Source organism: Flavobacterium sp. 83 (assembly GCF_000744835.1).
Classification (GTDB): domain Bacteria; phylum Bacteroidota; class Bacteroidia; order Flavobacteriales; family Flavobacteriaceae; genus Flavobacterium.
On record NZ_JQMS01000001.1, the window covers coordinates 311,241 to 326,465 of the forward strand.

Genomic DNA, 15,225 nt, shown 5'->3' on the forward strand with positions numbered 1-15,225 from the left:
CTTTTTATGATTGTTCAATTTCTAAATATACATTATCTGTCAATGGATGACTGCAACACAATAAATAATCTTGCTGTTCTAAATCTGTCCTTTCTTTTGACAATCCTATCATTCGCATTTTACCTACTTTCAATTCTGCTTTACAGGTATTGCAACTTCCCGTCTGACAAGAATAAGGCAATTCGATTCCCGCATCTAAAGCCGCTTCCAAAACACTTTTACCTTTTTCGACTTCAACTACAGTATCACTGCCTTGAAAATGAATTGTAACGTTGTGTGTCACTATATCTTCAAACTCTTTTGGATCTTTAACCAATTCAAAATCCTCAGAAAAAATAGTTGTAGTAGGGAATTTTAAAAGATCTAAAGTATCTTTAATCGTATTTTTTAGATCCACAGGACCACAAATATAGTGGGCCGTTTTAGAAACATCTGCGCCTGTAAGTAGCTCTATTATAAAATCTTTGTTAATACGGCCGCTTCTTACAAAATGATGTTTTTCATCATGAGTATACTGGGTATGAAAATGCCATACTTTAAAATTAATTGGATACCGTTGAAGCAATTGATTAATTGCTTCCAAAAATATGGTAGATTCAAAATTTTTATTTCCATAAACCAACGTAACAATAACCTTCGGATTTGAAATTAAAACTTCCTTAATTATTGAAATCAATGGTGTTATACCGCTTCCCACGCCCCAGAAATAAATTTGACTGATCATTTCATCAGTAACAGGAATAAAATCTCCCATAGGCTCCATCACTTCAACCATATCTCCTATCGCAATCGTGTTGTGAATGTGATTGGAAAAAATGCCATCCGGAATTCTCTTTATAGTAGTCTCCAAAAAAGAATCTACTGAAGGTGCCGAAGAAAAAGAATAAGGCCTAGTATATTTTCTTCCGTTAATTCGAAATGACAATGTGAGATACTGCCCAGCCTGATACTTAATTTTGCGCAAGCCTGGCTGCTTGAAACAAAGTGTTATTGCATCTGCTGTTTCTTTTCTAATCTCTTGAACTTTTAACGTATAATTCTTCATTGCCTATTTAGTAAAAAATATTTTTTATATTTCTTTCAAAATTCGTCTGATAATCAAAATCAATACCGCTAGCATTCCTGCTAAAATACCCCCTAAAACAATCCCTTTTGCTTTACCAAACCGTTCTTTTGGTAAAGGTAAAATAGGTCGGTCAATAACTTGTATTAAAGGAGTTTCTTTTCGCAAGGTAACTTTAGCTAATTCAGTTTGTTTCACCAGCTCTGTCAATATAGCAGTATTTGCCTGTACATCGACCTGTCGTCTAACCGAAGGAGCTCGACGCACATTTAGTGCCGGATTCAAATTAAAGGTATTATCATTTGCTGCTGCAACTCCAGTAATCGCTCCGTTTAGTTCTCGACGAATCGAATCCGTTTGCCTTTGAAGTATCGCCATATTCATTCTTGACTTTTTACTTTTGGTGTCAACATAAAAATCGGATACTTTTTTCGCCAGTGCTTCTGAAAAATATTTGGCAAATAATTCATCGGTAGAAACTACATCAATACTTATAATTGATACCTTTTTATCTTTTTGGGCAACCATTAAGCCATTTTTGGACAAATCATCGTAAACAACACCTAGTATACTGTCATGCACGCGTGTAAAATACTTGCGGTTGGTATTAGGTATAAATTGTATGTTTTTATATTTTGGTTTGTCATTCCATTTGTCACGCCATCTCTCATTTCTAATGTACATCTCTGCCAAAGAAATGGTCTCAGAACCTACCAAAACAGGGGTCAATAACGTTTGTTCCACCATAGAGCGAGATTTGAACAATTCCGTTAAATTCGCTCCTGTAAAAACACTTCCTCCGCCACCTCCTCCGATGTCTAATCCAAGAGAACTGGCTAATCCTATAGCACCACCCAATCCGCCACCCGATTTTTCATCTTCTAATGCAAAAGATAGTGTCGCTGTATATATTGGCTTTTTAATAAAAGAATAAGTCAAACCCAGAGCACTTCCAATAAATACAATCAGGAAAAGTATTTTCCATTGTGAAAGCAGATAGAAAAACCATTCTTTTCCTCTTTCTATTAATTCTTTTAAAGTAATTTGGTCGTTTTGTTCGTTCATTTTTTTCAAGATTTTAAGCTTGTATTTTATTTATTATTGGAATATTGTATAAAAAACAATCATACAATTATAGTCCCTCAAACCCGTTAGGAGTTATTAATTTTTAATATAATTTTCGTCAGTTCGTGTGATTTTCGACAGAAAATTATATCGAGAACTAGAAAGTTAGTAATAAAAAAAGGTTCTCTATACACGTCACTTCGAGTGCGTAGCCTATCGGGAAGTTTTGTTCCGTTTTACTCCACTATAAACACTCGAACTGACGTTTTTGAATACTTGCACCCAACGAGTTCCCTCAATATTTTTGTTAGTTACCAGTAAACGATATGTAAACAAGGACTCCCAATGCTAACGTATTAATGGATTAGCATTTTAGGGACGGTATATTGACAGTAATCTAACATTGAACTACCTTAATATCGCAATAATTACCCCTGCCAAACTTGCCAAAACACCAGCTATACTAACAAATTCACCCGTACTGATCTTTTTAACTTCTGGCTTTTCTGGTACTATGATTTGTGAACCTGGTTTTACTTTAGGATAGGATCTAATAAAAAGGAATGAATGTGCCACAGCTGCTTTCCCATTAGGATAAATAATATAAGCTTTTTTTCTCCAACCTTTATTATCGATACCTCCAACAGAACTTATATAATATCCAAATCCTTTACCCTTTTCATAAGGGATCTCAGAAGTCAACAATACATTTCCGGTAACTTTTACTCCTTCATTGAAGGCAGCCACTTCAATTTCATCTCCAGGAAACAGAATAACATTGGTATTGCTTTTAGGATCCTTAACAATCGACTTCCAATCTACCGGTATCGTAGCAAACTTTAAATCTTCTTTTAGTTTTTTCTTCAATTTGTTTTGAATACTGTCTTTTTTACCCAAATTCAAATTGACGCTTTCTACCTCTTCAATTTGTTTGGCTTGAATCGGTCTTTTAATTTTAACACCTTCAACATTCGCTAATGAAGTAAGACCACCTGCGCGTTTTACAATATCATAAACCCTGTCTTTTTTATTTGCCAAAACATATTTTCCGGTATAATTTACAGCTCCATTAATCGTTACCGTTTCTGGTTTTTCGTACATCGCCATTTTGCGTATGTTCACTACATCAAACGGTTGTAAGGCAAAGTTTTTTAATTGTTCATTGCTATCAGCAGTAATTTCAATATTAAATAATTCTACTTTACTAGGATTTGCATCATCTATTTTTTCTGCTTTAATCATTCTGGCTACTTCAACTCGTTTCGAAGCTGAGCCAGTTAATCCTCCGGCTTGAATCAATAAATCATTCAAAGTCAGGTTTTCATAATAATCATATGTCCCCGGTTTTTTTATTTCACCATCTATTGTTATTTTATATTCTTCAACAAAATCTAAAATAGAATAAACTGTCACAACATCTTCTTTTTTCAAAACAACATCCGCTTCCAGATCACCCGCCATTGCTTTTGTTAAATTAACGTTGACAATTTCCGTAGTCAAATCTTGTTGTAATCGAATTATTCTCGCTCTGTTGCTATAAGCATCTTCTTTTAAACCATCCGCTTTTGTAATCAAATCTGAAATTCGCATGCCTTCATAAAATGAGTACGTATCCGGTCTAAAAACTGCGCCTTCTATTTTGATACGATTTTCAAATCGGTTTAATATTTTTGTAACTCGAAATACATCACCCGAAAGTGGCTTGTAAGTATTAAATTCAGTAGCATTTACATCTTTAACTTTAAACTCCTTACTTGTTTTTTGCAACACACTAACAGATGCCGTATATGCAAACTCATTAAATCCCGAAGCAAAAGATAAAAGATCATTAAAAGTCTCTCCTTTTTTCATTTCAAATATCCCTGGTCGTTTTACTTGTCCTTCTACAGTTACACGCTGCGTATAAGCAGGAATCCGAATCACATCATTATCCTTTAAACCCACATTATCAGATTGATCTCCATTGACCAAAAAATGATAAATATCAATATTTCGATATACTTTATTACCTCGTAACAACTCAATATTTCTGTAACTCCCATTCTTTCCGGGACCTCCGCCTAAAAACAACGCATTATAAACGGTTGCTAAAGAAGATACGGAATAATTACCCGGCTGTCTACTTCCTATTAATGTCACTCTAATCGTTCTGATCCGACTTAAACTAATCCCTACCTGAGACTGACCTGATCTAACAGTACTGTAAACTCTTGCTATTGCTTCTTTTATTTTTTGTGTAGCAGCTTCGATGGTCATTCCAGAAACAGGAATCTGGCCTACATACTGAATATTAACTTTCCCTTCCATGGTAACGGGCACAGACGCATTAAATTCCTGCACACCATAAACACTGATTTGCAATTCATCACCTGGTCCCAGTACATAATTCACTGGCGTAGCTAATTTTAAATTAGGCTCAAAGTTCAATGTTGGGTTATCAAACAATTCAGAACCAAAAATCAAGACATTAACCGAATCTTTTACTTTGGTATTGACAATTTTTTCTTGTTTTCTGGTGAGCTCTTTTGCTTCAATTTCAACTTTTTGATCCTCTTTTTTATCAAGATTGGAAGAATTAGAATTCCCCTCTAAACGCAATTTCAACTTAGCAAATTCGCTCTCTGACATTCCTTTACCCAAAGCCATTGGTTCTGCCTGTTCTATAGTGACATTATTCGTTTGCAATTGCGTTTTTATTTTAGCAATATCTGCATCCGATAAATAGTCTACTTTAATCGTACTTAAGTCCGTGCTTTTAAGTAAATCTTGAGCCAAAAGAGTCGAAGTTTGAAAAAGGGCAACAAACAATACAATAACTGTAATTATTTTTTTCATATAGAATCTAAGTTTATATTTTTATTAAATGATACCATTTAAATGATATACATCGTCAATTTGAGTGATTAACAACCGAAAATTAGTTCAAAAAAAAGTATTAATCAATTTTTGAACCAAACTATCTTACGAAAAAATATTCGGACTGACATTTTGAATAATTAAAATCAATTGAATAAATACATTATGGATAAAGTTTACACTATTTAATATTACTCACAAAAACTGTTCATCCAACTATTTAAAACGACAAATGGCTTCGCCTCAGCAAGCCACATCGTAAGCATACTCTCCTTAACTATTTTTTACAAAGCTATAGTAAAAATACAGCATAAGCTATGATTTTGAGTAGGAAATAGAAAACAAAAAATAAAAAGAACAAATACTTTCTTTTAAAAAATTAAAAATTATGATAAAACACTAAGTATCAGAAATTTCATATAAAAGATAGAAATAGGTGTAAATAAAAAAAGTTTACAAAATTAAAACTTTGTAAACTTTTTTTAAATAAGTCGTTATAACTAAACCTTCAATATGCTTTTATACCAAGGTACTTGTTTTAATTTTACTCCATAACCATATCCGTAACCATACCCTTTGGTCGAATCCGTGTCATTAAGAAGTAGACACATATTAGGTAATTTTTTCTCTTTATACAAAGTATTTGCAATGTTCAACATTCTTTTTTCCAAAAAGTTAGCACGAGCAACATAAATAAAACAATCGGCATTTTTAGCAATCAATAAAGTATCAGTAACTAAAGTCACCGGAGCAGTATCTACAACAATATAATCATACTGGGATTTTAAAGTTTTAAAAGCCAAATCTACTTTTTTACTCATTAATAATTCAGCAGGATTTGGAGGAATTACACCTGCAGGAAGTACATGAAAATCTTCATAACCATCATATTTTACAATTAAATCCTCAAGGAGTAAATCTTTTGAAGATAAGTAATTCGTAAATCCACGGTCTGGCAAGGTGAGATACTCATCCAGTCTTGGATTTCTGATATCCATTCCTATCAACAATACTTTTTTACCCGATAAAGCAAAGGTAGCAGCAAGATTAGCAGAGACAAAAGTCTTCCCTTCTTTAGGAAAGGTAGAAGTAACAAATATTGTTTTTGCCTGACCCTCAGGAACCTTACTCAACATAAACTCCAGATTTGTTCGAACAATTCTTAAGGCTTCTGCAGTACTGGAACGACTTTCTGATCTTATGACTTCAGAAGGACTATCCGATGTAGGCACATCACCTATAAAAGGAATCTGTGTTTTTCCATCTAAATCAAGTCTGCTTTTAATTTTGGTATCTAACAGGTCATCGGTATAAATAACCCCAAATGGAACCAGTAATCCTAGCAAGAAACCAGCTAAGTAAATGATATTTTTCTTTGGTGAAAGCGGTGCCTTTTCTGCTTTGGCAGCATCGATAACCCGCGCATTAGGCTCCGTAGCTGACAAAGAGATTGCCGTTTCCTCCCGTTTTTGTAACAAATACAAATACAATTCTTCTTTTACTTTCTGTTGCCTAGCAATTACCCTGAATTGACGCTCCTGTACCGGTATTTTACCAATCTTGGCATTCAGCACCCCTTCATTACTACTTAAGTCCCTTTTTTGAATAGACAAACTCGCTTGCAATCGCAATAAACTGGCAGCTACAGTCGTTTTTAACGAAGAAATTTGCTGATCAATTTTAACCACGGAAGGATTGACAGCGGTAGCTGATTTCAAAATCCGGTTACGATCCAAAACCAATTGATTGTACGAGCTAATCAATCCAGAAGTATCTCCTTGACCTGCAATAATGTTGCTAGGCAACAAATCAGCATTCGTACTTTTTTTCATAAAATCCAACATCGACGAAACAACGTTCAATTGTATTTCAGTCTCCACTCCCTTTTTATCGTATTCATTAGAACCTTCAATAAAAAGCTTCGCCTCTGATTCGATATCAGTCAGTTTATTCGACTTTTTAAAACTTTCAACATCTTGCTCGACACCATCCAACTCTTGGGTAATCAAAGTCAAACGGTTGGCTATAAACTTAGACGTATTTTCTGAAACAAAATTTTTATCGGCTGCGGCATCTTCATTATAAATCTGAATCATATTATTTAGAAAATCCTCCGCCTTTGTGACTACAGCATCAGTAACAGAAAGGGTGACCACACTACTCGTTTTACTAATGGACTCTACTTTTAATTTTTTTCCGAAACCATCTACAACATCCTCTAGCGGACTTACAACAATACTGATGGGACTGTCTTTCTTTTTGGGATTCACAACAACATTTGTCTTACTGACCATAAGACGTCCGCATTTAGTAGGTATTAGCTCCCCATAGCGAAACACACTTTTATTATTTAAAAGTATCTTTGAAGTATCCTTTACTGATTCATTCTCCAATTTAAAGGTAGTGGCTGTCAAAGCGGTATATTTCAAATCCATTTTTTGCTCATAAAAAAGATTTGTTTTATCCACAAAATAGACTGCTATAGGAGACTCTTTGTAAATTTCTACATCCACTACATTTCCCCTATTAACTAGAGCAACATTAAGATTTAATTTTTTTACCGTACTTTCTACTAAGGTTCTGGACTTTAAAATTTCAATTTCATTATCCACATTACTTTTTAAGCCTCCGCCCATACCTAAATCCGCAAAAGCAGACAGTTCAGAAAGCATCCCTCCTTTTTTTTCATCTTTTACTAAAATGCTAGTACTTGCCTGATATTCAGGCACCGTGTACCGCAAATACAAAAAAGCAAAAAACAAACTCATACAGGCACAAATCAGGAACCATTGCCAATGCACGATATACTTATCAAATACTTCTTTCAATTGAAAATCACTTTCCTGATCTTCGTCAAACCTATTATTTTCCATGCACTAATTTATTTTGTAGTAGTAATAATCAAAGTAATTAAGGTAATCAACAACGAAGAAATAGAAATAATTACTCCGGTATTAGGACCTATAGCCGCTCCATTTATCTTATTTCGGTTCGGTTCCACGTAAACGACATCATTTTGGGCTAAATAATAGAAGGGAGAGTTGATAAAATCAGCTTTAGTAATATCAACTCTGTTATAGGATTTTATACCATTTATTTCACGTATGATCAAAATAGTATTTCTCTTTCCATAAATGGTCAAATCCTTCGCCATCGTCAACGCTTCAATCAATGTAATTCGTTCAGAGGCGACTGGATACGTCCCCGGCAAATTAACTTCTCCTTGTACCGAAATTTTAAAATTCATGACACGAAGGTTAACTATAGGATTCTTAATATAAACCGCAATTTTATCTTGTAGCATTTTCAATACTTCAAATCGGGTCAATCCACTTACTTTCAATTTACCCAAAACAGGAAAATCAATAGTTCCCTGAGCATCCACTATATACAACTGAACGGTTTCCTGTCCACGAACAATATCTAATTTATTAGTACTTGGAAGACTATATGTTTTTAAATTGAATGGCATAGCAATTTCAGGATCTTCGGCTGATACAATAATCATCAGTAAATCATCCGGTTGCATCTTAATTTCATACGAATTAGACTTTTCCTGAGGTGTAATTCCATCTGCACCCTGATAATACACAATATCTTTAGGCGAAGCACAGGAAAAAAGAAAAAAAATCAAAAACAACGAAATTGCTTTTTGTAATAAAGAAAGGTATTTCATAAATTTATTTTTAAAAAGAGCAAATATAAGTATTTTGAGTTACTATTTAGGAGACATCAAAAACAAGAAAATATTTATAACAAAATTAATAAGATAACCCGTTGGGTGCAATTATTAAAAACGTCAATTCGAGTGTTTTTTGTGTAGTAAAACGGAACAAAAATGTATCGAGAATCGTTTTTAATGAAATTTTTCTTGTTCTCGATACGATTTTCTATCGAAAATCACTCGAACTGACGAAAAATTATTATCAAAACCTAATTACACCCGACGGGTTAAGATAACATTTCTCTTTTGATTTGTGGAATTAAAAATTCAAAAAGTGATTTATATTTTTAATACGCATTATCCTCACCTTTAAAAACATTGAAAACAGTTAAGTAAATAATTTTTAAATCCAATAAAATACTCCAGTTTTCTATATACCAAATATCATGATCCACGCGGTCCTTCATATCAATAAGCTCTTTCGTTTCACCCCGACAGCCATTCACTTGTGCCCAACCGGTAATTCCAGGTTTCGCATAATGACGGACCAGATAATTATTGATTAATTCGGAATATTGTTGGGTATGTTTTAACATGTGCGGACGTGGTCCCACCACAGACATGGTACCCCACAATACATTAAAAAACTGAGGTAATTCATCTATATTTGTTTTCCGCATAAACGCACCAATTTTAGTTACTCGGGCATCGCCCTTCGTAGCTTGCATCGTATCTGAATTATTATTGACCCTCATCGTTCTAAATTTCCAACACAGAAAAGATTCGTTCTCCCTTCCGGAACGTTCCTGCTTAAAAAAAATGGGTCCAGGTGAATCTAATTTTATTAAAACAAAAATAATAGGAAACAACCAAGGAAAAACCAATACGATGGCCAAAAAAGAAAAAACAAGATCAAACATTTTCTTTGACAACAAATTGACCGTAATCTCTAAAGGCTCTTTACGCAACATCAAGACAGGGGTATTCTCATAAAAATTAATCTCTACCTTACGTGATTTAGTGTACAACTGAAAATCAGGTAAAAACTTAATGCGAACCATATTGCGTTCACAAAGCAACGTCAATTCATTGATTATTTTTATATTATCAATATGCAGAGCGACATACATTTCATCTACTTTCTCCTTTAGAAGATAGTCTTCAATCGCATTAAAATTTCCCAGTATAGGTGCCGATATAAAAGCAAAAGGATCGACCGAGTCCTCAAAAAAACCCAATACCCTATAACCATAGGTAAGGTCTTTTGATAAAATTTTTCGTATGTGCTCACCTGTATCATTGGCTCCAATAATAATCACATTCTTAAAATTATACCCTTTTGCCCGAATGTATTTCAACACTATCATGAAAACTACCCGAGATACAAAAAGTAGAATAAAAAAAACAATATAAAAATAGATGATACGCAAACGATTAACATCCGCATATTCTAACAGCACTACAATCATGGCGATCAATGCTGCGTGAATAATAATCATTTTAATCATTCGCATCAAGATGCTCTCAATACGTTCGATACGAACAACCCGATACGAATCTTTATAAAGTAATAATACAATCCAAAATAAATTAGACAATAAAGATATTGTTCGCACCTCTTTTAATTCAATTCTGTCAAAACTATCATATCGTAATAAGAAAGAGAGTACAATAGCTGCGTTCAACAATACAATATCCCATACTAAAAAACAAAGTTTAAAATAACGGGAAAAACGATAAGTAGCTAGGTGTTTTATTAATGACATATATAAATAAGATTTGTAAAAAAACTAATTAATAAAAAAATATCTTTCTATAATTTATAACACCAACCGGACAACCATGGGTATCATTAATTTTTTATTATAAATTTCGCAAGTTCGAAGCCTAATTATTATTCTAAAAAGCAATATAAAATGACGTTTAAGCTAACCGTTTTAGTATTTTTTTTTTAAAAAAAAAGATTTGTAATTTAACAATAGTTAACTACAAACAAAAAGGGTCCTATTTTTTTTCTACTAAATTCGCTTTAAATCTTTTTAAAATATAGAAGGCAACAAAACCAATTTGGCTTCCTATGATACCAAACATAACATCCATTATATCAGGATGCCTCTTACTGATAAAAAATTGACCGCCTTCGGCAAGACAAACTACAACCAATACTACAGCCGAATTCCTGAACCAAAAACCAAACCTGTTTTTATTTTTTTGCAATTTATTCTTTAAAGAAAATAAAGCTTCCAAAAAAAAACCAAATATAACAAAGGGAACCGCAGTACGAAGATTGAAATAAGTATTACTCCAATTAAGAAGCCATAAAGGCAAATAAGTCTCTGATGCTAATTTGTTATCCGGAATCCATGAAAAATAAAAAATAGATATGGTAATTAGTAAAAACAGCACAAAATTACCCAGACATATCCATCTATTATATGCATTCTTTCTTTTGTACGAAATCACTTATGGAGTAACTATCTAAATTAATTAAAATAAACACTATTTTTGATACTAATTATAAACCATTATGTAATTTATGTTAAAAAAATGTTGAACTTTACAAAATAAAAGCTAACAATAACATTCTATTGGAAGGGGTTTTTATAAATACCTATTTTTTGTTTTAAAATAAAATAAAAAAAAGGCAAATCATCAATTAAATACCTTTTCCACAAACGTTTAGGTTCCTGTAACAGTCTATACAACCATTCCATCCCTGTCTTTTGAAATATTTTGGGAGCACGTTTAACTCTACCTGCTTCAAAATCTATGGTAGCACCTAAAGCCATAAACAATTTGATATTTTGGAATCTATCTTTGTATTTATATATCCATTTTTCTTGCTTAGGCGCTCCTACTCCTACAACTAATACTGTAGCGTCAGTTTTGTTAATTAAATCAATAATTCTTTCACATTCCGTTTCATTTTTTTCAAAACCAAAAGAAGGAGAGTGAGCCCCTACAACCACATCCCTACCAGTGCGAAAATTAATTTTATTCATTGCTAAATCTGCTACTCCAGTTTTCGCACCTAAAAGAAAAATCTTTACATCATTATTATTTTTATGAAATTCACAGTAAGCAGGTAATAATGAAGATCCAGGAATTACTTCTTTAATGGGGTTTCCTAAAAATTTTGCACCTAAAGCTAGTATATTACTGTCACATATTACCCAATCTGCTTTTTGATAGATTTCATAAAATTCGCGGTCTTTTTGCAATTTAACCAGATGATCAACATTGGGGGTAATTATAATACCTTTTTTTAAATTATTTAATAATTCTGAAAGCTTTAAAGAATGTAAATTAATATTAAGAATATTTATTTTTTTCATATTTTTGTTAAATTAATCAACCTACCTTCTTTATCAAATATTTAGCATTTTCTCTTTCATTTAATACTTTTTTATATTTAAGTACTTTATCTAATCCTATAAATAAATTTGAACGATGCTTTATTAATTCTAATAATACATAAAGAACATATTTCATTCCCAACTTATACGATTTTGCTAAAAAATATAAAACAGATTGTTGATATTTTTTTTTATTTATAATACATAAAAACTTATTTGCTCGTAATGCTGCATTAAATCTAGCATCAAAATGGCTTTTACTAAAAGAATTTGTTAAACTACCATGCGATACAGTTATAATATATAATATTTCAAGAGTAGCCGTTATAGATTTAGCATGAAAAGCAGATTTTAACGAGAAATAAATATCATTAGATGCTAAAATTTCTTCAAAACGAATATTGTTACTTTCAATAAGTTCTCTACGAATCATTTTACCCCAAGGAGGCGTGAAATAGTATCTTAAAGCATCTTCGTCATTAATATTTTTCAAATAATCACTCACCAAATTCATATACCGAACATGTCGACTCGCAATTTGGTTAGTATCGGCAAAAACACTAGATGTACCAAAATAGATAATATCTTCTTTGGCTTCAAAATAATCATCCAATAATATTTCCATATTCTCTGAGAAATAATCATCCGCATCAGCAAAAATCACCCATTTACCCGAAGCTCTCTCTAACGCTAAATTTCTAGCTTTACCAGCCCCTCCAGAATCTGAATTAAAAATAACAATAACGTTATCATTAAAGGAATGACTGTTAATTTTCTCTTTTTCAGAATAATTACTATTATCATCTACAATAATTACCTCAAAATCAGATTGTTCAGGAATTGACTTCAAAAGCTTTAATAATAAGTCAAACGAATTTTTATGAGGAACAACTATTGAATACTTTATTTTCATCATTACTTTTTTTTTAAAATTCACTAATTAAGACTAAAAATATACGTATTACAATGACTTAATAAAAACTAACAAATAAATACATAAATAAGGGTTTAACATTTATTTTTCATTAGAAACAAATAAATAGTAAAAAGCCTTTACTAAAGTGTAAATAATACTACTTTTTATTACATAACATTAACTTGTAAACATCAAAGAATTCATTTTCTTTTAAATTCATGTCAAACTCTTTAGAAAAAGCAACTCTTTCTTCAAAATATTTACCTTTTAATAAATCTTGATTATTAAAATATCTTTCGAGGTTTTCAATTAAAGAATCCATATCATCACAAACGTTTGATTCATCTAATTTCTCTACAACTTCAGTAATTCCGCCACCATCCGCCATAACCAACACAGGCTTTCCGTACTCCATACATTCTATTGCAACAAGACCAAAAGCTTCTGTCGTTGACGGAAAAACACAAACATCCATCATAAATTGGTAGTCTTCAACATTAATTACATTACCAGTAAATAATACTTTTTCACTCATGCCTAACGATTTTACTAATTCCTGAAGCCGCCCTTTTTCATTACCATCACCAACAATAAGTAGAAAAGCACTTTTTTTATTATGCTGAAAAACACAAAATGCCTTAATAAGTAAATCAATTCTTTTCCATTCAATTAATCTACTTGAAGTACCTATAATAAATTTATCATTCAAATTTAAAACACTTCTTAAATCCCTATTCTTTACATCTCTAAAACTGACTCCATTGTAGATAATTGAAGAGTTTTCATTTTTAACCCCTCTCTTTCTCCAGAAATCTTCGGTATACTTTGAATTAAACGTTAAAAAAATTTTTTTACGATTCGAAAAAAATTTAAACAAACTCCATTTTAAAAAATCTGTTCTTTTTACAGCTCTACCAAAACCAAGTACACTATGATTAGTAAATATTACCTTGTTACTATTAAAATAAAACAATAAATCTCTTATAGGTCTAAAAGAGTGTATGTGTACAACATCATAGTGCTTTGCAATTGAATTCATCTTTGTATATTTAACTAAATTTAAATCAAATGCATCTATATCTATAAAATACCTTTTTATGTCAATGTCTAAAAACAAAGATATTAATTCACCTTCTTTTTTACAAAAAAACACTCCTACTTCTAAAGATTTGTTTTTAGACTGAGCCTTTGCTAAATAATAAACAAATCTTTCTATGCCACCTATATCAGTACCGTTCAGTATATGAAGTATTTTCATTTGAAGCCATTATTGCAACGCCACTGTTGACGTTAAATTATTATTATTTTAGTATAAACATTTTTTGTAAAGCCTCAAAAAGCTTTTTTTTATCCTTATGCACGGACTAACGCTTATAAAGTATAGCCTACCAAAATAAAGAGGCATATACATTTTAAAATAAGGAAAATTAACAAAATTTTTCTTTTCTACAAACCCAGCAAAAAGCTTATATTCTTTAAGTACATCCTGATAAGGAAAACCTTGTACTTTTCCGCTATATATAAAATAGTCATCTAACAAATCACTAACCACCTGCCTGTGATATTTATATAATATAGGAACGGTTGATACAAGATTCAATATTACCTTTAGCTGAGCTAATGCTCTTTCTCGAGTAACACTTTTATTAACCGCAGAGGAAGCTATATCTTTATAAAAATACAAAACTCCCTTATTCGTAAAGACATTTTTTGAATTAGCAAATACTTTTATTATAAAATCTTGATCCTCAGAGTAATGCAATTTATTGTCGAACACGATATTATTATCGACTATTAAACTACGTTTGAATACATACGACCAAACTGCGTGTGTATATGACTCCTTCCTAAAAAAATCATTTAAATTCTCATATCTTCTATTTCTCTTTGGACTTACATTATAGCTGCGAGTATTTGACTCTCTTGTAAAGCCAATTTGTATTACATCTGGTTTACTTACAATACCGTACATAATCAGATTACTAATGTAATTAGAACTAACCATATCATCACAATCAACAAAACAAATATACTCTCCACTTGCTTCTTCTAATCCACGATTCCTTGCAGAAGACACCCCTCCATTTTCCTTCGTAAAAACCTTTACAAAAGAAAATTTTTTAAAATATTTCATTAAAATATCATTACTCCCATCCGTTGACCCATCATTAACCAGAATAATTTCTATCGTAACTCCTACTGTATTACTGTCGATAATTGAGTCAACACATTGTGAAATAAAACATTCAGCATTGTAAACTGGAATTATAAATGAGAAGATAAAATCCTCTTTTGCTTTCATATT

The 15,225-nt window shown here is 31.9% G+C and carries 11 protein-coding genes; all 11 read right to left on the reverse strand.

The features are described from left to right. Positions 1–4: 4 nt before the first annotated feature. Positions 5–1,045, reverse strand: coding sequence for a ferredoxin--NADP reductase (locus tag T410_RS01430; RefSeq protein WP_035668021.1), 1,041 nt, complete (start codon positions 1,043–1,045; stop codon positions 5–7). A 24-nt stretch (positions 1,046–1,069) separates the two neighbouring features. After that, positions 1,070–2,128, reverse strand: a complete 1,059-nt coding sequence (locus T410_RS01435; protein ID WP_035668024.1) for a Wzz/FepE/Etk N-terminal domain-containing protein — start codon at positions 2,126–2,128, stop codon at positions 1,070–1,072. A 408-nt stretch (positions 2,129–2,536) separates the two neighbouring features. Beyond that, the gene (locus T410_RS01440) at positions 2,537–4,963 is read right to left on the reverse strand and encodes an SLBB domain-containing protein (protein ID WP_035668027.1); all 2,427 of its coding nucleotides are present in this window, start codon (positions 4,961–4,963) and stop codon (positions 2,537–2,539) included. Between the two features lie 521 nt (positions 4,964–5,484). After that, on the reverse strand, positions 5,485–7,857 hold the full coding sequence (locus T410_RS01445) for a polysaccharide biosynthesis tyrosine autokinase (protein WP_035668030.1): 2,373 nt from the start codon (positions 7,855–7,857) through the stop codon (positions 5,485–5,487). Positions 7,858–7,865: 8 nt separating this feature from the next. After that, the gene (locus T410_RS01450; RefSeq protein WP_035668032.1) at positions 7,866–8,660 is read right to left on the reverse strand and encodes a polysaccharide biosynthesis/export family protein; all 795 of its coding nucleotides are present in this window, start codon (positions 8,658–8,660) and stop codon (positions 7,866–7,868) included. 335 nt (positions 8,661–8,995) lie between these two features. Further along, positions 8,996–10,414: an undecaprenyl-phosphate glucose phosphotransferase gene (locus T410_RS01455; protein WP_035668034.1), complete on the reverse strand. Its 1,419-nt coding sequence runs from the start codon at positions 10,412–10,414 to the stop codon at positions 8,996–8,998. Positions 10,415–10,652: 238 nt separating this feature from the next. Then, the gene (locus tag T410_RS01460) at positions 10,653–11,111 is read right to left on the reverse strand and encodes a VanZ family protein (protein ID WP_035668035.1); all 459 of its coding nucleotides are present in this window, start codon (positions 11,109–11,111) and stop codon (positions 10,653–10,655) included. A 122-nt stretch (positions 11,112–11,233) separates the two neighbouring features. Next, positions 11,234–11,983, reverse strand: a complete 750-nt coding sequence (locus T410_RS01465; RefSeq protein WP_035668036.1) for a WecB/TagA/CpsF family glycosyltransferase — start codon at positions 11,981–11,983, stop codon at positions 11,234–11,236. A 16-nt stretch (positions 11,984–11,999) separates the two neighbouring features. Then, the gene (locus tag T410_RS01470) at positions 12,000–12,920 is read right to left on the reverse strand and encodes a glycosyltransferase family 2 protein (RefSeq protein ID WP_051929329.1); all 921 of its coding nucleotides are present in this window, start codon (positions 12,918–12,920) and stop codon (positions 12,000–12,002) included. 157 nt (positions 12,921–13,077) lie between these two features. After that, positions 13,078–14,178: a glycosyltransferase family 4 protein gene (locus T410_RS01475; protein WP_035668038.1), complete on the reverse strand. Its 1,101-nt coding sequence runs from the start codon at positions 14,176–14,178 to the stop codon at positions 13,078–13,080. Positions 14,179–14,226: 48 nt separating this feature from the next. Then, a complete protein-coding gene (locus T410_RS01480; RefSeq protein WP_193743716.1) occupies positions 14,227–15,222 on the reverse strand; it encodes a glycosyltransferase in 996 nt (331 codons plus the stop codon). Positions 15,223–15,225 lie beyond the last annotated feature (3 nt).

Bases quoted from the DNA above. Each gene is read 5' to 3' on its own strand.
- T410_RS01430 (WP_035668021.1), bottom strand. From the start codon at position 1,045: ATGAAGAATTATACGTTAAAAGTTCAAGAGATTAGAAAAGAAACAGCA.
- T410_RS01435 (WP_035668024.1), bottom strand. From the start codon at position 2,128: ATGAACGAACAAAACGACCAAATTACTTTAAAAGAATTAATAGAAAGA.
- T410_RS01440 (WP_035668027.1), bottom strand. From the start codon at position 4,963: ATGAAAAAAATAATTACAGTTATTGTATTGTTTGTTGCCCTTTTTCAA.
- T410_RS01445 (WP_035668030.1), bottom strand. From the start codon at position 7,857: ATGGAAAATAATAGGTTTGACGAAGATCAGGAAAGTGATTTTCAATTG.
- T410_RS01450 (WP_035668032.1), bottom strand. From the start codon at position 8,660: ATGAAATACCTTTCTTTATTACAAAAAGCAATTTCGTTGTTTTTGATT.
- T410_RS01455 (WP_035668034.1), bottom strand. From the start codon at position 10,414: ATGTCATTAATAAAACACCTAGCTACTTATCGTTTTTCCCGTTATTTT.
- T410_RS01465 (WP_035668036.1), bottom strand. From the start codon at position 11,983: ATGAAAAAAATAAATATTCTTAATATTAATTTACATTCTTTAAAGCTT.
- T410_RS01470 (WP_051929329.1), bottom strand. From the start codon at position 12,920: ATGATGAAAATAAAGTATTCAATAGTTGTTCCTCATAAAAATTCGTTT.
- T410_RS01475 (WP_035668038.1), bottom strand. From the start codon at position 14,178: ATGAAAATACTTCATATACTGAACGGTACTGATATAGGTGGCATAGAA.
- T410_RS01480 (WP_193743716.1), bottom strand. From the start codon at position 15,222: ATGAAAGCAAAAGAGGATTTTATCTTCTCATTTATAATTCCAGTTTAC.